The sequence below is a fragment of the Klebsiella sp. 141203 genome, from assembly GCF_032601985.1.
Classification (GTDB): domain Bacteria; phylum Pseudomonadota; class Gammaproteobacteria; order Enterobacterales; family Enterobacteriaceae; genus Klebsiella; species Klebsiella aerogenes.
Window position 1 is genome coordinate 13,539 of record NZ_JAQIRL010000003.1, and the last position, 20,667, is coordinate 34,205.

The 20,667-nt window shown below is 56.0% G+C and carries 18 protein-coding genes; 12 read left to right on the plus strand and 6 right to left on the minus strand.

Annotation, left to right across the window (positions count from 1 at the left end; all coding sequences use genetic code 11):
• Positions 1-91 precede the first annotated feature (91 nt).
• The 3 genes from msrQ to PGR29_RS12655 form a co-directional block, all read right to left on the minus strand.
• Entirely contained in the window at positions 92-691 is a 600-nt protein-coding gene (gene msrQ / locus PGR29_RS12645; RefSeq protein ID WP_087859167.1) for a protein-methionine-sulfoxide reductase heme-binding subunit MsrQ, read from the minus strand.
• Positions 691-1,692, minus strand: coding sequence for a protein-methionine-sulfoxide reductase catalytic subunit MsrP (msrP, locus tag PGR29_RS12650; RefSeq protein WP_113375047.1), 1,002 nt, complete (start codon positions 1,690-1,692; stop codon positions 691-693). The genes msrQ and msrP overlap by 1 nt, the downstream gene beginning before the upstream one ends.
• A gap of 77 nt (positions 1,693-1,769) precedes the next feature.
• Positions 1,770-2,744, minus strand: coding sequence for an MDR family oxidoreductase (locus PGR29_RS12655; RefSeq protein ID WP_213317945.1), 975 nt, complete (start codon positions 2,742-2,744; stop codon positions 1,770-1,772).
• Between the two features lie 214 nt (positions 2,745-2,958).
• Here PGR29_RS12655 and csrD point away from each other — a divergent pair, with 214 nt between their 5' ends.
• The 8 genes from csrD to tldD all read left to right on the plus strand — a co-directional run bounded on the left by csrD (position 2,959) and on the right by tldD (position 15,310).
• Positions 2,959-4,899, plus strand: a complete 1,941-nt coding sequence (gene csrD / locus PGR29_RS12660; protein WP_015369461.1) for an RNase E specificity factor CsrD — start codon at positions 2,959-2,961, stop codon at positions 4,897-4,899.
• A gap of 300 nt (positions 4,900-5,199) precedes the next feature.
• Positions 5,200-6,243, plus strand: a complete 1,044-nt coding sequence (gene mreB / locus PGR29_RS12665) for a rod shape-determining protein MreB (protein ID WP_002918653.1) — start codon at positions 5,200-5,202, stop codon at positions 6,241-6,243.
• Positions 6,244-6,313: 70 nt separating this feature from the next.
• On the plus strand, positions 6,314-7,312 hold the full coding sequence (gene mreC, locus PGR29_RS12670) for a rod shape-determining protein MreC (RefSeq protein ID WP_015369462.1): 999 nt from the start codon (positions 6,314-6,316) through the stop codon (positions 7,310-7,312).
• Positions 7,312-7,800, plus strand: a complete 489-nt coding sequence (gene mreD / locus PGR29_RS12675) for a rod shape-determining protein MreD (RefSeq protein WP_087859170.1) — start codon at positions 7,312-7,314, stop codon at positions 7,798-7,800. The genes mreC and mreD overlap by 1 nt, the downstream gene beginning before the upstream one ends.
• An 8-nt stretch (positions 7,801-7,808) precedes the next feature.
• The gene (locus tag PGR29_RS12680; RefSeq protein ID WP_087859171.1) at positions 7,809-8,390 is read left to right on the plus strand and encodes a Maf family protein; all 582 of its coding nucleotides are present in this window, start codon (positions 7,809-7,811) and stop codon (positions 8,388-8,390) included.
• Between the two features lie 2 nt (positions 8,391-8,392).
• Positions 8,393-9,862 (plus strand): ribonuclease G, encoded by a 1,470-nt coding sequence (rng, locus tag PGR29_RS12685; protein ID WP_015369465.1) that lies wholly within the window; start codon positions 8,393-8,395, stop codon positions 9,860-9,862.
• Positions 9,863-9,952: 90 nt separating this feature from the next.
• On the plus strand, positions 9,953-13,750 hold the full coding sequence (gene yhdP, locus PGR29_RS12690; RefSeq protein WP_316424660.1) for an AsmA2 domain-containing protein YhdP: 3,798 nt from the start codon (positions 9,953-9,955) through the stop codon (positions 13,748-13,750).
• Positions 13,751-13,864: 114 nt separating this feature from the next.
• The gene (tldD, locus tag PGR29_RS12695) at positions 13,865-15,310 is read left to right on the plus strand and encodes a metalloprotease TldD (protein WP_015369467.1); all 1,446 of its coding nucleotides are present in this window, start codon (positions 13,865-13,867) and stop codon (positions 15,308-15,310) included.
• 44 nt (positions 15,311-15,354) lie between these two features.
• Here the strand turns inward: tldD and aaeR are convergent, their stop codons facing one another.
• A complete protein-coding gene (gene aaeR, locus PGR29_RS12700; RefSeq protein WP_015703623.1) occupies positions 15,355-16,284 on the minus strand; it encodes an HTH-type transcriptional activator AaeR in 930 nt (309 codons plus the stop codon).
• Between the two features lie 130 nt (positions 16,285-16,414).
• Between aaeR and aaeX the strand changes: the two genes are divergently transcribed.
• The 4 genes from aaeX (at position 16,415) to PGR29_RS12720 (ending at position 19,890) form a co-directional block, all read left to right on the plus strand.
• Complete coding sequence (gene aaeX / locus PGR29_RS12705; RefSeq protein WP_002918640.1) at positions 16,415-16,618, plus strand: p-hydroxybenzoic acid efflux pump operon protein AaeX; 204 nt, start codon at positions 16,415-16,417, stop codon at positions 16,616-16,618.
• A 7-nt stretch (positions 16,619-16,625) separates the two neighbouring features.
• A complete protein-coding gene (gene aaeA, locus PGR29_RS12710; protein ID WP_316424661.1) occupies positions 16,626-17,558 on the plus strand; it encodes a p-hydroxybenzoic acid efflux pump subunit AaeA in 933 nt (310 codons plus the stop codon).
• Positions 17,559-17,563: 5 nt separating this feature from the next.
• Positions 17,564-19,531, plus strand: coding sequence for a p-hydroxybenzoic acid efflux pump subunit AaeB (gene aaeB / locus PGR29_RS12715; protein WP_087859173.1), 1,968 nt, complete (start codon positions 17,564-17,566; stop codon positions 19,529-19,531).
• A gap of 83 nt (positions 19,532-19,614) precedes the next feature.
• Entirely contained in the window at positions 19,615-19,890 is a 276-nt protein-coding gene (locus tag PGR29_RS12720) for a barstar family protein (protein ID WP_087859174.1), read from the plus strand.
• A gap of 49 nt (positions 19,891-19,939) precedes the next feature.
• On the opposite strand, the gene yhcN-B is transcribed toward PGR29_RS12720, so the two are convergent.
• Together yhcN-B and yhcN are read right to left on the minus strand one after the other, a co-directional pair.
• Positions 19,940-20,206: a DUF1471 family stress response protein YhcN-B gene (gene yhcN-B / locus PGR29_RS12725; protein ID WP_015369472.1), complete on the minus strand. Its 267-nt coding sequence runs from the start codon at positions 20,204-20,206 to the stop codon at positions 19,940-19,942.
• 100 nt (positions 20,207-20,306) lie between these two features.
• On the minus strand, positions 20,307-20,570 hold the full coding sequence (gene yhcN, locus PGR29_RS12730) for a peroxide/acid stress response protein YhcN (RefSeq protein WP_015369473.1): 264 nt from the start codon (positions 20,568-20,570) through the stop codon (positions 20,307-20,309).
• Positions 20,571-20,667: the final 97 nt, after the last annotated feature.

Consider the following 20,667-nt stretch of genomic DNA (forward strand, 5'->3'; position numbering starts at 1 on the left):
TACTGGTCTTATCAGGGAAGATTATCAACCGCTATCGTAAAAAGAGTCGCGGTTGATAAACGTTCTGCGGGGAACTGCACATATCCGGAGATTAGCGCCACCACTGGCGAAACTTCTTGTAGCGGCTGGCTAAAAGTACTATTGCCAGTCCGGCATAAATCAGCGGCTGCGGCGATAAAATCTTCACCGACCACAGATAATGAATAGGGGCGAGGATCGCCACCAGATAGACGAAGTTGTGCAATGTTTGCCAACGTCGGCCTAATTTTCGTTGCATGTACTGGGTTGACGTCGCCGCCAGCGCCAGTAAAACCAGCCAACTGATTAAACCAAGCGTGAGATACGGACGGTTGATTATCTCGGAACCGAGCAGCGCCAGATTGTTAATGCCGAGCTCCAGCAACGTATAACTGGTGAGGTGCAACGTGGCCCAGGCAAAGCACCATAACCCTAATAACCGGCGGGTGCGTATCAATAATGGCTGTTTAGCGTAACGCGCCAGCGGCGTAATAAGCAAGGTGGCAAGCAAAAACTTCAGCGCCATCCGTCCGGTAAAATGCTGGATATCCTTTGCCGGATCGGCGCTGAAATAGCCCTGATGTCCGGCCCAGAACAGCCAGACCAGCGGTAAAAAACCGGCTAAATGCAGCACAACTTTCAGCCAGCCTATCTGTTTAACGCTCAGGCGCACTAGAAATTCTCCCGTAAGTTAAGCCCTCGATACAGCGACGCGACTTCCTCGGCATAGCCATTAAACAGTAACGTCGGCTGGCGTTTTACATCGAGTACGCCACCGGCGCCGATAAACCGCTCGCTGGCCTGCGACCAGCGCGGATGATCGACGTGCGGGTTCACATTAGCATAGAAACCGTATTCATCCGGCGCCGCCAGATTCCAGGTGGTCGGCGGCCGCTCGCGGGTTAATTCGATGCTTACGATAGATTTAATCCCTTTAAATCCATACTTCCACGGCACGGTCAGGCGGATGGGCGCGCCGTTTTGCGGCGGCAGCGCTTTCCCATAGACGCCAACGCTCATCAACGTGAGCGGGTGCATTGCTTCATCAAGGCGCAACCCTTCGACATAGGGATAGGTCAGGCCGCCGCCGATGAAGCGATCTTTTTGTCCCGGCATTTGTTCCGGCGCATACAGCGTTTTGAAAGCGACGTAGCGGGCGTTGCTGGTGGGCTCCACCAGCGCGAGCAGTTTATGCAGCGGGAAGCCGACCCACGGCACGACCATCGACCAGGCCTCTACGCAGCGCATACGATAAATACGCTCTTCCAGCGGGAAACGATGGGTCAGGTCGTCGTGATCGAGCGTCAGGGGTTTGGCGACTTCGCCGCCGATGGTAAGCGTCCAGGGGTCAGTGCGCAGGCTGCCTGCGTTAGCGGCCGGATCGGCTTTATCGAGGCCGAATTCATAAAAGTTATTGTAGCCGGCGACTTTATCTTCCGGGGTGAGGGCGAGCTTGTTTTGCCATGCTGCGGGTTTATCGAAGGTCAGCGCCTTTCCGGCGGGCGCCGGCGGGCGGTCATGGCCTTTAAACCAATCGAGCAGGTCGGCGTGGGCCTTCGTTGAGAGCGACATCGCCGTCGCGCCGATACCGAGCATTTTCAGCACCTGGCGGCGCTGCAGGTTAAATACCGATTCCGCCGTTACGTCGGCTTCCGTCAGTTTTCTGGTTTTCATGGCGTCCTCCGTCATACTTTTTTCTAAGCATGACGGAGGCGGAGCGCGATCGCGAATATGTCACGAAAAATTGCAGATTAGCCGATTTTGACCAGCGTACGTCCCTGGATCTGGTTGTTCATGATTTTGTCGGCAAAGGCCGGGGCATCCGCCAGACTGATTTCGGTCGCGCTTTGCGCGTAAAAAGACTCAGGCAGATCGCGCACCAGCCGGCGCCAGGCTTCTGCGCGGCGCGCAGGCGGAGTCATTACCGAATCGACGCCCTGCAGGCGTACGTTGCGCAGGATAAACGGCATCACGGTGGTCGGCAGCGCGAAACCGCCCGCCAGGCCGCAGGCCGCGACGCAGCCGCCGTAATTCATCTGCGCCAGCACCTTAGCCAGCACTTTATCGCCGACGGTATCGATAGCGCCCGCCCAGATTTGTTTTTCCAGCGGACGGCTCTCAGCGAACTCGTCGCGGCCCAGAATACGTTGCGCGCCGAGGCTTCTCAGATAGTCATGGGTACTTTCGCGACCGGAAACCGCCGCCACCTGATAACCCAGATGATGCAGCAGAGCGACTGCCGTGCTGCCGACGCCGCCGCTGGCGCCTGTTACGACGATCTCGCCATCCTGCGGACGCACGCCGGCGTCTTCCAGCGCCATCACGCATAGCATAGCGGTAAAACCTGCGGTACCGATCGCCATCGCTTTGCGTCCGTCGAGACCTTCAGGCATAGCCACCAGCCATTCGCCTTTGACACGGGCGCGCTCGGCCAGGCCGCCCCAATGGTTTTCTCCCACGCCCCAACCGGTGAGTAACACCTGTTGGCCAACGTGAAAACGCGGATCTTCGCTGGCATGGACGGTACCGGCAAAATCGATACCAGGAATCATCGGAAAGTTGCGGATAATTTTTCCTTTGCCGGTAATGGCCAGGGCATCTTTATAATTGAGGCTCGACCAGTGAATATCGACAGTCACATCGCCTGGCGGCAGCAGGTTGGCATCGATGTTTTGCACCGAGGAAAGGGTTTTGCCATCCTGCTGTTCTAAGATTAAAGCCTGCATATGTGGTTCCTCGCGGTTTGAAGATTGGAAAAATTATTCTGCAGACTATACTCGCTAACGGCATTATTACGTGGATGTAACGCAATAAATTGCCAGATACGCCAGCTTTGGTAGTATGCGTCGCTTCAGAAAGTTAGTACTTACTTAAGTAAAAGTCTTAAAAGGGGCCCGAATGCCCATCGGGTAGTTATTCACACGCGGAGTTAACACAGGGATGCGATTAACGACGAAATTCTCAGCATTTGTTACGCTGCTCACCAGCCTGACGATTTTTGTCACGCTTATCGGCGCGTCGCTGAGCTTTTACAACGGCATTCAGATTAAAGTTGAGAATCGCGTGCAGGCGGTGGCGACGATGTTGGATAGCCGCCTGGTGACCACCTCTTTTGAGAAGCTCGAACCGCAAATGGACGAGCTGCTCACGCCGGTAGAAGTCGAACATATTGATTTTCTGCTCAACGGCAAATCGCTTTACAGCCATACCCGCGGTGATAGTTACCGTCCGCTGGGCAGTAACAACCAGTATCGTGAAATGACGGTACCCTCGCTCAAACATCCCGGAATTTCGATTCGTCTGGTCTACATGGACCCGATGGTCAATTACTTCCGCTCGCTTCACGTCACCGCGCCGCTCTCCTTCGCCATCGGCTTCATGGTGCTGATTATCTTCTTTTCGATTCGCTGGATCCGCCGTCAGCTGGCGGGACAGGAGCTACTGGAGCTGCGCGCGCGGCGCATTCTCAGCGGCGAGCGCGGGCCGCAGGTGCGCGGTTCGGTTCATGAATGGCCGGCCAGTACCAGCAGCGCGCTGGATATGCTGCTCTCGGAACTGCAGTTTGCCAGCGATCAGCGCAGCCGCATGGATACCCTGATTCGCTCCTACGCCGCCCAGGATTCTAAAACCGGCCTTAACAACCGCCTGTTCTTTGATAATCAACTGGCGACGCTGCTGGACGATCAGGAAAAGGTGGGGGCGCACGGTATTGTGATGATGATTCGCCTGCCGGAGTTTGATCTGCTGCGCGATAACTGGGGACGGGCGGCGGCGGAAGAACATTACTTCACGCTAATTAATTTGCTGTCTACTTTTATTATGCGCTATCCCGGCTCGCTACTGGCGCGCTATCACCGTAGCGACTTCGCCGTCTTATTGCCGCATCGCACTTTAAAAGAGGCTGATAGTATTGCCGGGCAGTTGCTGAAGGCAATGGATGCGCTGCCGTCAACGCGGGTGCTGGATAAAGACGACACGATGCATATCGGCATCTGCGCGTTCCGCAGCGGCCAGTCCACCTCTCAGGTGATGGAACATGCTGAAGCCGCCACCCGCAACGCCGTGCTGCAGGGGAGTAATAGCTGGGCGGTTTACGATGATTCGCTGCCGGAGAAGGGGCGTGGCAACGTGCGCTGGCGAACGCTTATCGAGCAGATGCTCAGCCGCGGCGGCCCGCGCTTGTATCAGAAACCGGCGGTCATGCGCGATGGGCGGGTACATCACCGCGAGCTCATGTGCCGCATCTATGACGGTAAAGAAGAGGTGATTGCCGCCGAGTATATGCCGATGGTGCAGCAGTTCGGCTTAGCGGAAGAGTACGATCGCCTACAGATTACGCGTTTGCTGCCGTTATTAAGTTATTGGCCGGATCAAACGCTGGCGCTACAGGTGACCGTGGAGTCGCTGATTCGCCCGCGTTTCCAGCGCTGGCTGCGCGATACCATGATGCAGTGCGAAAAATCGCAACGTCGGCGGATTATTTTTGAACTTGCAGAGGCGGATGTTTGTCAATATATCGGCCGTTTACACCCGGTAATGCGGTTGATAAACGCGCTGGGCATTCGCGTCGCCGTGGTTCAGGCCGGGTTGACGCTGGTTGGCACCAGTTGGATCAAGCAGCTGGACGTGGAAGTGATCAAGCTGCATCAAGGGCTATCGCGCAATATTGAAAAACGCAGCGAGAACCAGTTACTGGTTCAAAGTCTGGTGGAGGCCTGTAAAGGGATGCCGGTACAGGTTTTTGCGACGGGAGTCCGCAGTCGCAGCGAGTGGCAGGTGCTGTCGCAATGCGGCGTGACCGGCGGTCAGGGGGAATTTTTTGCCGCCTCACAGCCACTTGACACAAATGTGAAAAAATATTCGCAAAGATACTCTGTTTGATCTGCCGTTTGGCGTGATTTCACGTAGAATAACGCGCGCCATAGTAAAGGGGGTGTGCTTGTCTACCCGCCGGAATGTCGCAACTTACGCAAGACTGACCTTTGACAGGTACAAACAGAGCACGGAGCGCAGCTGATTTATTCAGCGCCGAAGGGACTTCGTAAATGTTTGTAACAAAGGAAATGAACTGCACTAATTTTCACCGTAGCAGATGATTTTTGCGCCTTGTCGCTGCTGCGTGTGGTTGGTAAAGTAAGCGGATTTTGTTTTCCGCCCCAGCTTTCAGGATTATCCCTTAGTATGTTAAAAAAATTTCGTGGCATGTTTTCCAATGACCTGTCCATTGACCTGGGTACCGCGAATACCCTTATTTATGTAAAAGGACAAGGCATCGTATTGAATGAGCCTTCCGTTGTGGCCATTCGTCAGGATCGTGCCGGTTCGCCGAAAAGCGTTGCCGCTGTAGGTCATGAAGCGAAGCAGATGCTGGGCCGTACGCCGGGCAATATCGCGGCGATTCGCCCGATGAAAGACGGCGTTATCGCCGACTTCTTCGTGACTGAAAAGATGCTGCAACACTTTATTAAACAGGTGCATAGCAACAGCTTTATGCGCCCGAGCCCGCGCGTGCTGGTGTGCGTGCCGGTTGGCGCGACTCAGGTTGAGCGTCGTGCTATCCGCGAATCCGCGCAGGGCGCTGGCGCCCGCGAAGTCTTCCTGATCGAAGAGCCGATGGCGGCCGCGATCGGCGCAGGCTTGCCGGTTTCTGAAGCGACCGGTTCTATGGTTGTTGATATCGGCGGCGGTACTACCGAAGTCGCGGTTATCTCCCTGAACGGCGTGGTCTACTCTTCTTCCGTACGTATCGGCGGCGACCGTTTCGATGAAGCCGTGATCAATTACGTGCGTCGTAACTACGGTTCCCTGATCGGCGAAGCGACCGCTGAGCGTATCAAACACGAAATCGGTTCCGCTTACCCGGGTGATGAAGTACGCGAAATCGAAGTGCGCGGCCGTAACCTGGCTGAAGGCGTTCCACGCGGCTTCACCCTGAATTCCAACGAAATCCTCGAAGCGCTGCAGGAGCCGCTGACCGGCATCGTCAGCGCCGTTATGGTCGCGCTGGAACAGTGCCCGCCGGAGCTGGCATCCGATATCTCCGAGCGCGGTATGGTCCTGACCGGCGGCGGCGCGCTGCTGCGCAACCTTGACCGTCTGTTAATGGAAGAGACAGGGATCCCTGTCGTAGTTGCAGAAGATCCACTGACCTGCGTCGCTCGTGGCGGCGGTAAGGCGCTGGAAATGATCGATATGCACGGCGGCGACTTGTTCAGCGAAGAGTAGTCAGCCTGAAGGTCTGGGGCAGCTTAAGGGCTGCCTCTGGTCTTTACTGACACGAGAATACGCATAGCCTATGAAGCCAATTTTTAGCCGTGGCCCGTCGCTACAGATTCGCCTTATTCTGGCGGTTTTGGTGGCGCTTGGCGTCATTATCGCCGACAGCCGCCTGGGTACGTTCAGCCAAATCCGAACGTACATGGATACAGCCGTCAGTCCTTTCTACTTTATCTCAAATGGTCCCCGGGAACTGCTCGACAGCGTATCGCAATCGCTGGCGACCCGCGATCAGCTCGAACTGGAAAACCGCGCGCTGCGTCAGGAACTGCTGCTGAAAAACAGCGATCTGCTGATGCTTGGTCAATACAAACAAGAAAATGCCCGTTTACGTGAGCTGTTAGGCTCGCCGCTGCGTCAGGACGAGCAGAAGATGGTGACTCAGGTTATCTCGACGGTTAACGACCCTTACAGCGATCAGGTCGTTATCGATAAAGGCAGCGTCAATGGCGTATATGAAGGCCAGCCGGTTATTAGCGACAAGGGCGTTGTCGGCCAGGTGGTGGCGGTTGCGAAAATGACCAGCCGCGTGCTGCTTATTTGCGATGCGACCCATGCCTTGCCGATCCAGGTGCTGCGTAACGATATCCGCGTGATTGCCGCCGGCAACGGCTGCACTGATGATTTACAGCTTGAACACCTGCCGGCGAATACCGATATTCGCGTCGGCGATGTGCTGGTGACCTCCGGGCTCGGCGGACGCTTCCCGGAAGGATATCCGGTTGGGGTGGTCTCCTCGGTACGTCTGGATACTCAACGTGCTTATACGGTAATCCAGGCCCGTCCGACCGCCGGTCTGCAGCGTTTGCGCTATCTGCTGCTGCTGTGGGGCGCCGATCGCAACGGCGCCAACCCGATGACCCCGGAAGAGGTTCACCGCGTTGCCAATGAGCGCCTGATGCAAATGATGCCGCAGGTGCTGCCTGCGCCTGATGCTATGGGGCCGCAGATGCCGGCGCCGGCGACGGGCCTGACGCCGCCGCCGTCCGCGCAACCTCTGCCAGCAGGGGGGCAATAGTGGCAAGTTATCGTAGCCAGGGACGCTGGGTTATCTGGCTCTCGTTTCTTATCGCGCTATTGCTGCAGATTATGCCCTGGCCGCAGGACATCACCGTCTTCCGGCCAAACTGGGTGTTATTGATTCTGCTGTACTGGATCCTCGCGCTGCCGCATCGGGTTAACGTCGGTACCGGCTTTGTTATGGGGGCGGTTCTCGACCTCATCAGCGGTTCGACCCTCGGCGTACGCGCGCTGTCGTTAAGTATTGTTGCCTATCTGGTCGCTTTAAAATATCAGCTGTTCCGTAATCTGGCGCTCTGGCAACAGGCGCTGGTGGTCATGCTGTTGTCTCTTGCCGTTGATATCATTGTTTTCTGGGCAGAGTTTTTAGTGATCAACGTCTCTTTCCGTCCGGAAGTGTTCTGGAGTAGTGTAGTAAATGGTGTGCTCTGGCCGTGGCTATTCCTGCTAATGCGTAAAGTGCGTCAGCAATTTGCGGTTCAATAAAGGTTGATATGACAACTCTGTATCTGGCTTCTGGTTCCCCGCGTCGGCAGGAACTGTTAACTCAGCTTGGTCTCTCTTTCGAACGCCTGGTTCCGGGTATTGAGGAACGGCGCGACCCGCAGGAGAGCGCTGCGCATTACGTTGCGCGTCTGGCGCGTGAAAAAGCGCTGGCTGGCGTGGCGATGGCGCCGCGCGATCTGCCGGTGTTGGGCGCGGATACGATTGTCATTCTTAACGGCGAAGTGCTGGAAAAGCCGCGCGACGCCGGGCACGCCGCAGAAATGCTTCGCATGCTTTCCGGAAAAACCCACCAGGTGATGACCGCGGTGGCGTTGGCGGATAAGCAGCAAACGCTGGATTGCCTGGTGGTGACGGAAGTGACCTTCCGTCTGCTCTCCGAGCAGGATATCGCTACCTACGTAGCCAGTGGCGAACCTTTAGATAAAGCAGGCGCATACGGTATTCAAGGGTTGGGTGGTTGTTTTGTCAGGAAGATAAATGGCAGCTATCACGCCGTAGTCGGCTTACCGCTGGTGGAAACGTATGAGTTGCTGAGTAACTTTAACTCACTGCGTGAAGAAAAGGGATAAAGATGACGGCTGAATTATTAGTTAACGTAACGCCATCCGAGACGCGCGTCGCGTATATCGATGGCGGGATCCTGCAGGAAATTCATATTGAGAGAGAAGCGCGGCGCGGAATCGTAGGCAATATCTACAAAGGTCGTGTCAGTCGTGTGTTGCCTGGAATGCAGGCGGCTTTTGTAGATATTGGCCTGGATAAGGCCGCCTTCCTGCATGCTTCCGATATCATGCCGCACACCGAGTGCGTAGCGGGTGAAGAGCAAAAGCAGTTTACCGTTCGCGATATTTCCGAACTAGTGCGTCAGGGCCAGGACCTGATGGTGCAGGTGGTGAAAGACCCGCTGGGTACCAAAGGCGCGCGTCTAACCACCGACATCACCATACCTTCCCGCTATTTAGTGTTTATGCCGGGCGCTTCGCACGTCGGCGTATCGCAGAGAATTGAAAGCGAGGCTGAGCGCGAACGTCTGAAAAGCGTGGTCACCGAATATTGCGACGAGCAGGGCGGGTTTATTATTCGCACCGCGGCGGAAGGCGTGCATGAGCAAGAGATGGCGGCGGATGCGGCCTACCTCAAGCGCGTCTGGACCAAAGTGATGGAACGCAAAAAGCGTAACCAGACCCGCTATCAGATGTACGGCGAGCTGGCGCTGGCCCAGCGCGTGCTGCGCGATTTCGCCGATGCTCAGCTTGACCGCATTCGCGTGGATTCGCGCCTGACCTACGAGGCGCTGCTGGAGTTCACCGCGGAATACATCCCGGAAATGACCAGCAAGCTGGAACATTACAGCGGCCGCCAGCCGATTTTCGATCTCTTTGACGTTGAGAACGAAATCCAGCGCGCGCTGGAGCGTAAAGTTGAGCTGAAATCAGGCGGCTATCTGATCATCGATCAGACCGAAGCGATGACCACCATCGATATCAACACCGGGGCGTTCGTTGGCCACCGCAATCTCGACGACACTATCTTCAATACCAATATTGAAGCCACGCAGGCCATCGCGCGCCAGCTGCGTCTGCGTAATCTGGGCGGCATTATCATCATTGATTTTATCGATATGAATAATGAAGATCATCGTCGTCGGGTACTGCATTCCCTGGAGCAGGCGCTGAGTAAAGACCGGGTGAAAACCAGCATTAACGGCTTCTCGCAGCTGGGGCTGGTCGAGATGACCCGTAAACGCACCCGTGAAAGCGTGGAACATGTGCTGTGTAACGAGTGTCCTACCTGTCATGGGCGCGGTACGGTAAAGTCGGTCGAAACGGTCTGTTATGAGATCATGCGCGAAATAGTCCGCGTGCATCATGCGTATGACTCAGACCGCTTCCTGGTCTATGCTTCACCTGCCGTCGCGGAAGCGCTGAAAGGGGAAGAGTCCCACGCGCTGGCGGAAGTTGAAATCTTTGTCGGCAAGCAGGTCAAAGTACAAATTGAGCCGCTCTATAATCAAGAGCAGTTCGATGTGGTAATGATGTAATCATTCAGCCTGTCGCTCCCGATGGCGTCGGGGGCGGGTAAACAGGCGGGCTGAAGGATAAAGCGTAACAGGCTGACAAGGAGAGATGCGTTGAGGCGATGGCCCGGGATATTACTGCTCACCGTGGCAACCGTGGTGGTGATTGTTGCGCTGCTGGTGAGTGGCCTGCGTCTGGCATTGCCGCAGCTAAATAACTGGCGTCCCCAACTGCTGGAGAAAATTACCGCGGTATCCGGGGTCGCGGTTGATGCCTCGCAGATCAACGCCAACTGGGAAAACTTCGGCCCGACGCTGGACGTTCGCGATATTAAAGCCACCTTGAAAGACGGTGGCGAAATGACGATCAAACGGGTTACCCTTGCGCTCGACGTCTGGCAAAGCCTGCTACATATGCGCTGGCAGTTCCGCGACCTGACCTTTTGGCAGCTGCAAATTCACACCAATACGCCCATCCAGACTAACGACGACGGCGCAAGTCTGAAGACCGATCGCATCAGCGATCTGTTCCTGCGTCAGTTTGACCACTTTATTCTCCGTGATAGCCATTTAAGCTTCCTGACGATTTCCGGTCAGCGTGCTGAACTGGCGATACCACAGCTGACCTGGCTTAACGGTAAAAACCGCCACCGCGCCGAGGGGCAACTGAGCCTTTCGAGTCTCACCGGCCAGCACGGCGTCATGCAGGTGCGGATGGATTTACGTGACGAGAACGGCCTGCTCAATAAGGGGCGCCTCTGGTTACAGGCCGACGACATCGACGTTAAGCCCTGGCTCGGGCGCTGGATGCAGGACAACATCGCCCTGCAGAGCGCGCGCTTTAGTCTCGAAGGCTGGATGACTATCGATAAAGGCGATGTCGCCAGCGGTGATGTATGGCTGAAAAAAGGCGGCGCCAGCTGGCAGGGTGATAAACATCTGCATAAGCTGTCGGTGGATAACCTGACGGCGCATATCACACGCGAAAATCAAAGCTGGGCATTTCATATCCCCGACACGCGGATCTCGATAGACGGCAAGGCTTGGCCGCGCGGCGCGCTGGCGATGGCGTGGATCCCGGCGCAGGAAGTGGGTGGTAATAACAATCAGCGCAGCGATGAACTGCGCATCCGCGCCAGCAATCTCGATCTTGGCGGCCTGACCGGTCTGCAACCGATGGCCGATAAGCTGGCGCCGAGCTTCGGCGAAGTCTGGCGAACCACCCAGCCGAGCGGAAAAATTAACCTGTTGGCGTTAGATATCCCGCTGCAGGCAACGGAGAAGACCCGTTTCCAGGCTGACTGGAGCGATCTGGCTTGGAAGCAGTGGAAGCTGTTGCCGGGGGCCGAGCACTTTTCCGGCAGCCTGAGCGGCAGTGTGGAAAACGGCGAACTGCGCGCGCATATGACCCAGGCGAAAATGCCTTATGAAACGGTCTTTCGCGCGCCGCTGGAGATAGCCCAGGGCGATGCGACCCTGAGCTGGGAGAAGAACAGCAAGGGCTTTATGCTGGATGGCCGCGATATCGACGTGCAGGCAACCGGCGTTCGCGCGCGCGGCGGCTTCCGCTATCTGCAGCCGGAAGGCGATGAGCCGTGGTTAGGCATCCTGGCGGGCATCAGCACTAACGACGGCGGCCAGGCGTGGCGTTATTTCCCGGAAAACCTGATGGGCAAAGCGCTGGTGGATTACCTGAGCGGCGCAATTAAGGGCGGACAGGCCAGCAACGCTACCCTGGTTTACGGCGGCAACCCGCATCTGTTCCCTTATGAGCATAACGAAGGCCAATTCCAGGTCTCGGTACCGCTGAAGAACGCGACCTTCGCCTTCCAGCCGGACTGGCCGGCGCTGACCGGATTAGATATCAACCTTAACTTCGTTAATAACGGTCTGTGGATGAAGGCGGATAAAGCGATGCTGGGCAACGTCACCGCCAGCAACCTTGACGCGGTGATCCCTGACTATTCCCATGAAAAACTGTTTATCGATGCCGATGTTAACGGTCCAGGCAAAGAGGTTGGCCCTTATTTCAAACAGACCCCGCTGAAGGACACGCTCGGCTCGGCGCTGGATGAACTACAGCTTGATGGTAATGTGAGCGCTCGCTTACATCTTGCTATCCCGCTCGATGGCGAGATGACCACCGCCAAAGGCGATGTGCGGCTGAAAAATAACGATCTGTTTATCAAGCCGATTGACGCGACGCTGAAGAATCTCAATGGTCAGTTCAGCTTTGAGAATGGAGATTTAAAAAGCGGGCTGCTAAGCGCGACCTGGTTTAATCAACCGCTGAACCTCAATTTCACCACCACGGAAGGGGCGAAAGCCTTCCTCGTTGACGTCGGCATGAACGCTAATTGGCAGCCGACGCGTACCGGCCTGCTGCCGAAAGCGGTCAACGATGAACTCCGCGGCAGCATCCCCTGGGATGGCAAAGTGGCCATTGAGTTACCGTATCGCGGTAGCGCGAGCTACAAAGTCGATATCAACGGCGATCTGAGAAATGTGAGTAGTCACTTACCTGCGCCGGTGAATAAATCGGCGGGCGAACCGTTGCCGGTGAAAATCAACGTGACCGGCGGCTTAAACAGCTTCGATCTGACCGGCAATATCGGCAGCAAGAACCACGTCAATAGTCGCTGGCTGCTGAATAATAAGCTGACGCTCGACCGGGCGATTTTGACCTCCGACAGCAAAGCGATTCCTTCGCTGCCTGAAGCATCAGGCGTCGAGCTGAACATGCCGGCGATGGATGGCGCGCAATGGCTGGCGTTGTTCCAGCGGGGGGCCGTCAACGAAGTGAGCAGTAATATGGCCTTCCCGGAGCGCGTGACGCTTCGTACACCGTCGCTGGCCTTCGCCGGACAGAACTGGAATAACGTCAGTCTGGTTTCCCAGCCTGACGGTAGCGGCTCGAAGGTGGAGGCGCAGGGGCGTGAAATCAACGCCACGTTGACGATGCATAAGAACGCGCCCTGGCTGGCGGCCATTCGCTATATCTATTACAACCCTTCCAGCGATAACAACGGCACGGTGAAAAAAGAGAGCGGCCCGCTGGCTGATACGCGTCTGGATTTCCGCGGCTGGCCTGATTTACAGCTGCGCTGTAAAGAGTGCTGGCTGTGGGGGCAAAAGTATGGGCGAATCGACGGTGACTTCAATATCAAGGGCGATACGCTAACCCTCAGCAATGGCCTGGTGGATACCGGCTTTGGCCGCCTCACTACCGATGGCGTCTGGGTGAATGCGCCCGGCGGCGTGCGTACCTCGCTGAAAGGCAAGCTGCACGGTAATAAAACGGACGACTTCGTGAACTTCTTCGGTGTTTCGACGCCGGTGAAAGGGTCGTCGTTTGATGTCGATTACGATCTGCACTGGCGCGCGCCGCCATGGCAGCCTGATGTCGCTTCGCTGAACGGGATCCTCAAAAGCCGCCTCGGCAAAGGCGAGTTTACTGACCTGAGCACTGGTCATGCCGGTCAGCTGTTAAGGCTATTGAGCGTTGATGCGCTGCTGCGTAAGCTACGCTTCGATTTCAGCGACACCTTCCAGGAAGGGTTCTGGTTCGATTCAATTCGCAGTACGGCGTGGATTAAAGACGGCGTGCTGAATACGGATGATACGCTGGTGGATGGGCTTGAAGCCGACATCGCGATGAAAGGTTCGGTCGATCTGGTGCGCCGTCGTTTAGATTTACAAGCGGTGGTGGCGCCGGAAATTTCGGCAACCGTGGGCGTAGCGGCGGCATTCGCCGTCAACCCGATTGTCGGCGCGGCGGTGTTTGCCGCCAGCAAGGTGCTTGGGCCGCTGTGGAACAAAGTATCGATTCTGCGCTATCGCATTACGGGTCCAATCGATCAGCCGGAAATCAATGAAGTGCTGCGCCAGGCGCGCAGCAACAAAAAGCAATGATTTGACGAGTACGGGGAATTATCGCACTCTCAATAGAGAGTATTTTCTCCCCGTCATCTTTTTCGCCGCATGGCATTTCCCTGTGTCAGGCGGCAACAAACGAGTAGCGTAACGATGAGTTTGAACCTGGTAAGTGAACAATTACTGTCGGCAAATGGCCTGAACCATCAGGACCTGTTTGCCATTCTTGGCCAACTGGCTGAGCGCCGTCTCGATTACGGCGATCTTTATTTTCAGTCGAGCTATCACGAATCCTGGGTTCTGGAAGACAGCATCATCAAAGATGGGTCGTACAATATTGACCAGGGCGTAGGCGTCCGGGCGGTAAGCGGCGAAAAAACCGGTTTTGCCTATGCGGACCAAATCAGCAAACTGGCGCTTGAGCAGAGCGCCCAGGCGGCGCGTACTATCGTCCGCGACCATGGCGACGGCAAAGTGCAGACGCTCGGCGCGGTGGAATACAGCTCTCTCTATACCAGCGTCGATCCGCTGCAGAGCATGAGCCGCGAAGAGAAACTGGATATCCTGCGCCGCGTTGATAAGGTGGCGCGTGCTGCCGATAAGCGCGTGCAGGAAGTTTCCGCCAGCCTGAGCGGCGTCTACGAGCTTATCCTGGTGGCGGCAACGGACGGAACGCTGGCCGCTGATGTTCGTCCGCTGGTTCGTCTCTCCGTGAGCGTGCTGGTGGAAGAAGACGGCAAACGCGAGCGCGGCGCCAGCGGCGGCGGCGGACGGTTTGGCTATGATTATTTCCTCGCGCCGCTGGATGGCGACGTACGGGCGGATGTCTGGGCGCGTGAAGCGGTACGTATGGCATTAGTCAATCTGTCCGCGGTTGCCGCGCCAGCCGGAATGCTGCCGGTGGTGCTTGGCGCGGGCTGGCCTGGCGTGCTGCTGCATGAAGCCGTCGGCCACGGCCTGGAAGGTGACTTTAACCGTCGCGGCACCTCGGTCTTCAGCGGTCACATGGGCGAATTAGTCGCCTCTGAACTGTGCACCGTCGTGGATGACGGCACCATGGCCGATCGCCGTGGTTCGGTCGCGATTGATGACGAAGGTACGCCGGGTCAATACAACGTGCTTATCGAAAACGGCGTCCTGAAAGGTTATATGCAGGATAAGCTCAACGCGCGTTTAATGGGCGTTGCGCCGACCGGTAATGGTCGCCGTGAATCCTATGCGCATCTGCCGATGCCGCGGATGACCAACACCTATATGCTGGCCGGTAAGTCGACGCCGCAGGAGATTATCGAATCGGTCGATTACGGTATCTATGCGCCGAACTTCGGCGGCGGCCAGGTGGATATTACCTCCGGTAAATTTGTCTTCTCGACCTCGGAAGCCTATCTGATTGAAAAAGGCAAAGTGACTAAAGCAGTCAAAGGCGCGACGCTAATCGGTTCCGGTATCGAAGCGATGCAGCAGATTTCTATGGTCGGTAACGACCTGAAGCTGGATAGCGGCGTAGGCGTGTGCGGTAAAGAAGGGCAAAGCGTACCGGTCGGCGTCGGTCAGCCGACGCTGAAAGTCGACAACCTTACCGTTGGCGGCACCGCCTGATAACGGCTGGTCCCGGCGGCGCGAAGCCGCTGCCGGGAAGTCAATTAACGGGTCATCCCGCGCCCGTGCATTCCCTGATAAATCTTCGCCACTTCGACGAAATAATCCGTCAGATAGTTAATACACACCTGCACCTTCAGCGGCAGTTTGTCTTTTTCGGTATACAGCGCATAGACCGGTCGCGGATCCGATTGATAGCTCGGCAGCAGGATCTCCAGTTCGCCGCGATTGATCTCGTCGATCGCCCACATCAGCGGAACGTAGGCCACGCCAACGCCGGCAGTCAGCCAGCGGATCAGCGTCATCGGGTCGTTGGTGACAAAGCGTCCTTGTGGGATCAGGCGTGTTGAGATCCCCTCCGGGGCGATAATTTCGAACTCATTATCTGGCCGTACGCTATATTCCAGCCACGAATGGCTGGCGAGATCCGCCGGTTTTTCCGGGCATCCCGCGTGCTGGAGATAGCTTTTCGCCGCGCAGAGCACCATTGGCATCGAGCCCAGCCGCCGCGAGAAGAGGCTGGAATCCTGCAATGCGCCGACGCGTATCACCACGTCGAGGCCGTCGGCAATCAGGTCCGGGGCGGGGATGCCGGTCACCAGATTAATCGATAAACCCGGATATTCTTTGAGCATTTCGGCGGTTATGCGCGCCAGCACATTCTGTGCCATAGTTGAAGAGCTACCGATGCGCAGCGTGCCGATAGGGGTATTGTTGAAGGCATACAGCTGTTCATGGACGTCCTGCGCTTCAAAGAGCATTCTTCGGCAGCCCTGGTAATAAATTTTACCCGCTTCTGTTAAGCCCAGGCTGCGGGTGCTGCGGTTGAGCAGCTTTACCTGTAGCTCGTCTTCCAGTTTAGCAACGGTCTGGCTGATAGATGAAACGCTCATCTGGAGCTGGCGTGCGGCGGCGGTGAAAGAGCCCAGCTCAACCACTTTGGCGAACACCGACATACGTTTTAGTCGTTCCATTATTCACTCTGGCTTAAAAGTGATTTAGATCACATATTATAGATAAGGCTGCAATTGTTACGTTAATATATAGTTAGCTACATAATAAACGCATCACGCTACCACCTGTACGCTTCTTATCAAGGTCATCATGAGTCTGTTTCCTGTCATAGTGATTTTCGGCCTATCGTTTCCGCCGATCTTCTTTGAGCTGCTATTGTCGCTAGCCATCTTCTGGCTGGTGCACCGTTTGCTGGTTCCGACCGGTATTTATGATTTTGTCTGGCACCCTGCACTGTTTAATACTGCGCTGTATTGCTGTCTGTTTTATCTGATATCGCGCTTGTTCGTTTGAGGTCGATGTGAAAACACTAACAAGAAATATCCTGCGTACTGCCATCACTGTGATACTGGTTATTCTGGCGTTTATCGCTATTTTTCGCGCATGGGTGTACTACACCGCGTCGCCGTGGACGCGCGATGCGCGCTTTAGCGCCGATATTGTCGCCATCGCGCCGGACGTGTCGGGGCTTATTTCGCAGGTGAATGTCAAGGATAACCAACTGGTTAAGAAAGACCAGGTATTGTTCGTTATTGACCAACCTCGTTACCAAAAAGCGCTGGCGGAGGCGCAAGCCGACGTCTCCTATTACCAGACGCTGGCTCAGGAAAAACGCGTTGAAGCCGGGCGCCGTAACAGGCTCGGCGTGCAGGCCATGTCGCGCGAAGAGATTGACCAGGCCAACAACGTGCTGCAAACCGTTGAGCATCAGCTGGCGAAAGCGGTGGCCAGCCGCGATTTAGCCAAACTGGATCTTGAACGTACGGTGATTCGTGCGCCAGCCGATGGCTGGGTGACCAACCTGAACGTCTACTCCGGCGAATTCATTACCCGCGGTTCGACCGCGGTCGCTTTGGTTAAACAAAATACCTTCTACGTGATGGCCTATCTGGAAGAGACCAAACTGGAAGGCGTGCGTCCGGGCTATCGTGCCGAAATCACTCCGCTCGGCAGTAGTAAGGTGATAAAAGGTACCGTTGACAGCGTTGCCGCGGGCGTGACTAACGCCAGCAGCAGCAGCGATGCGAAAGGCATGGCTTCCGTTGACTCCAACCTTGAGTGGGTACGTCTGGCGCAGCGCGTGCCGGTACGTATCCGTCTTGACCAGCAGCAGGGCAACCTCTGGCCGTCGGGCACCACCGCGACCGTTGTCATTACCGGTAAAGAAGATCGCGACGCCAGCCAGGCCAACTTCTTCCAGAAAGTCGCCATGCGCTTGCGTGAGTTTGGTTAATCGCCATGGGGACCTATACCATTGCTCCCCGGCATCTCCGCTTTGCCATTAAGCTTGCATGCGCGGTGGTGCTGGCGCTGTTCGTCGGCTTTCATTTTCAGCTTGAGACGCCGCGCTGGGCCGTACTGACCGCGGCTATCGTGACCGCCGGTCCGGCATTTGCCGCCGGCGGAGAGCCCTATTCCGGGGCGATTCGCTACCGCGGGATGCTGCGTATTGCCGGGACGTTTATCGGCTGTATTGCCGCACTGGCGATCATTATCCTCATGATCCGCGCGCCGCTATTGATGATGCTGGTTTGCTGTCTCTGGGCCGGTTTCTGCACCTGGATCTCCTCGCTGGTGAAGGTGGAAAACTCCTACGCCTGGGGGCTGGCGGGTTATACGGCGCTGATTATCATCATCACCATTCATACCGACCCGATGCTGGCGCCGCAGTTTGCCGTCGAGCGCTGCAGCGAAATCGTCATCGGGATCGTCAGCGCCATCGTCGCTGACCTGCTATTTTCCCCGCGCTCCATCAAAAAAGAGATCGACCTCGAACTGGATAATCTGCTATTGGATCAGTATCGCCTGATGCAGCTTTGTGTCGCCCATGGCGATAGCGAGGTGGTGGACAAAGCCTGGGGAGCGCTGGTGCGCCGTACTGCCGCACTGGAAGGAATGCGCGGCAATCTGATCATGGAATCTTCGCGCTGGTCGAAGGTAAACCAGCGGCTAAAGGCGATCAACACGCTATCGCTGACGCTGATTACTCAGGCCTGCGAAACCTATCTGATCCAGAACTCACGCCCGGAGATGGTGACTGACGACTACCGTGAGCTGTTTGCCGAGCCCGTAGAAACGGTACAGGATGTGCATCAACAGCTTAAGCGTATGCGCCGCTTCCTGACCTGGAAAGGTGAACACAATACGCCGGTCACTATTTATAGCTGGGTCGGCGCGGCGACGCGCTATCTGCTGCTCAAGCGCGGCGTGGTCGGCAATACCAAAATTAGCCGTATTGAAGATGAAGTCTTACGCGGCGAAACGGTGGTGAAGGTTGAGTCCGCCGAGCGTCACCACGCGATGGTTAACTTCTGGCGAACCTCCATTTCCTGTATTCTCGGCACCCTGTTTTGGCTATGGACCGGCTGGACATCCGGTAGCGGGGCGATGGTTATGATTGCCGTGGTGACCGCGCTGGCGATGCGCCTGCCTAACCCGCGAATGGTGGCCTTAGACTTCCTCTATGGCACCCTTGCCGCTTTACCGCTCGGCGCGCTGTTCTTCCTTGTCGTCATGCCTGCGACGCAGCAGAGTATGCTGCTATTGTGTATCAGCCTTGCCGCGATGGCGTTCTTTATCGGTATTGAGGTACAAAAGCGGCGGCTCGGATCGCTGGGGGCCCTGGCGAGCACCATCAATATTCTGGTGCTGGATAACCCGATGCAGTTTCAGTTTAGCCAGTTCCTCGATAGCGCTCTGGGGCAGATTGTCGGCTGTTTCCTCGCGCTGATGGTGATTCTGTTAGTGCGTGATAACTCGCAGGCCCGCACCGGACGGGTGTTATTGAACCAGTTCGTCTCGGCGGCGGTCTCTTCGCTCACCACGAATAGCGCCCGGCGTAAAGAGAACCATTTGCCGGCGCTGTATCAACAGCTGTTTTTACTGCTGAATAAGTTTCCCGGCGATATCGCCCGCTTCCGGCTGGCGCTGACGCTGATTATCGCGCACCAGCGTCTACGCGATGCCCCGGTGCCGGTAAACGAGGATCTGTCGGCCTTCCACCGCCAGCTGCGGCGAACCGCCGATCACGTTATCTCCGCCGGTAGCGACGATAAGCGCCGTCGTTACTTTACCCGCTTGCTGGAAGAGCTTGATGTTTATCAGGAAAAACTCCTTCACTGGCAGGCGTCGCCCCAGGTCACTGAGCCGGTACGACGACTGGTCGATATGCTGAAAAAATATCAGCACGTATTTACCAATAGCTAACCTGCAAACCGACGCCCGGCGTCGGTTTTTTTATCGCTATACTTATTTGGTGTAGAGGGACAGAGCTTAAGGGGCGCCGGGCAATGACTGTTTATACCTTTGATTTTGATGAAATAGCTGAGCAACAGGATTTCTATCGTGAGTTTTCCCGCGCCTTCGCGCTACCGGATAAGCAGGTGGATAACCTTGACGCGCTGTGGAGCGCGGTGACGGGAGGGCGCTTACCGTTCCCGCTGGAGATTGAATTTGTCCATCTGGATGAAAAACAGCGTCGTCGCTTTGGTGCGTTAATTTTGCTGTTCGATGAAGCGGAAGAGGAGCTGGAAGGGCTACTACGTTTTAATGCCCGTTGGGCATAAAAAAGCCCCCGGCAGGCGGGGGCAAGTCGTCGGATAAGACGACGAGGGTTTATTTGTACAACTCAGCAGTCGCGTGCCAGCTGTCGCCGGTACGAGCTTCAATAATGCGGTAGCTGCTGGCGCCTTCTTTCTCGGCTTTAGCCGCCAGTTCCTGGCGCATATCCATTGGCGCGCTACCTACTTGCGATACAGAGATAGTGCCCATTGGTTGCAGGTTTTGTGCTTGATCGGCGTTCACTTGCTGTACGGCTGCGCTTGCGCCGAACGAGAGAACAGATGCCAGACCCAGGGATGCGATGATAATTGCGCTTTTCATAATCTTGACTCCAACCTTATGTGCAGCGGCGGGAGATTTCATATGAACCCAGGCCGCTGAAGAGATACTGTTTCAGTTAATGACCGACAATCGTTAAAGCTTATTTATAAAGTTCAGCAGTGGCGTGCCAATGGTCGCCGGTGCGAGCTTCGATAATGCGATAAGAAGAAGCACCTTCTTCTTGTGCTTTTTTGTTCAGCATTTCATGCATATCCATCGGGGAAGAACCTACCGCGCCGATAGATACGGTGCCCAGTGACTGGCGGCTTTCCGCTTGAGTGCTGTTGATTGAATCAGCGGCGAAAGCGCCAAAGGACAGTACGGATAGCATGCTGAGTGCGGCTACAGTGGTTTTGATTTTCATGATGTTCACCTCGTCGAATTTTATTATTAGGGGGCTTTGTTTCGTGACCCTCATCACAAAATCAAGTATACACTAATCACCAAAAATATTAATACCA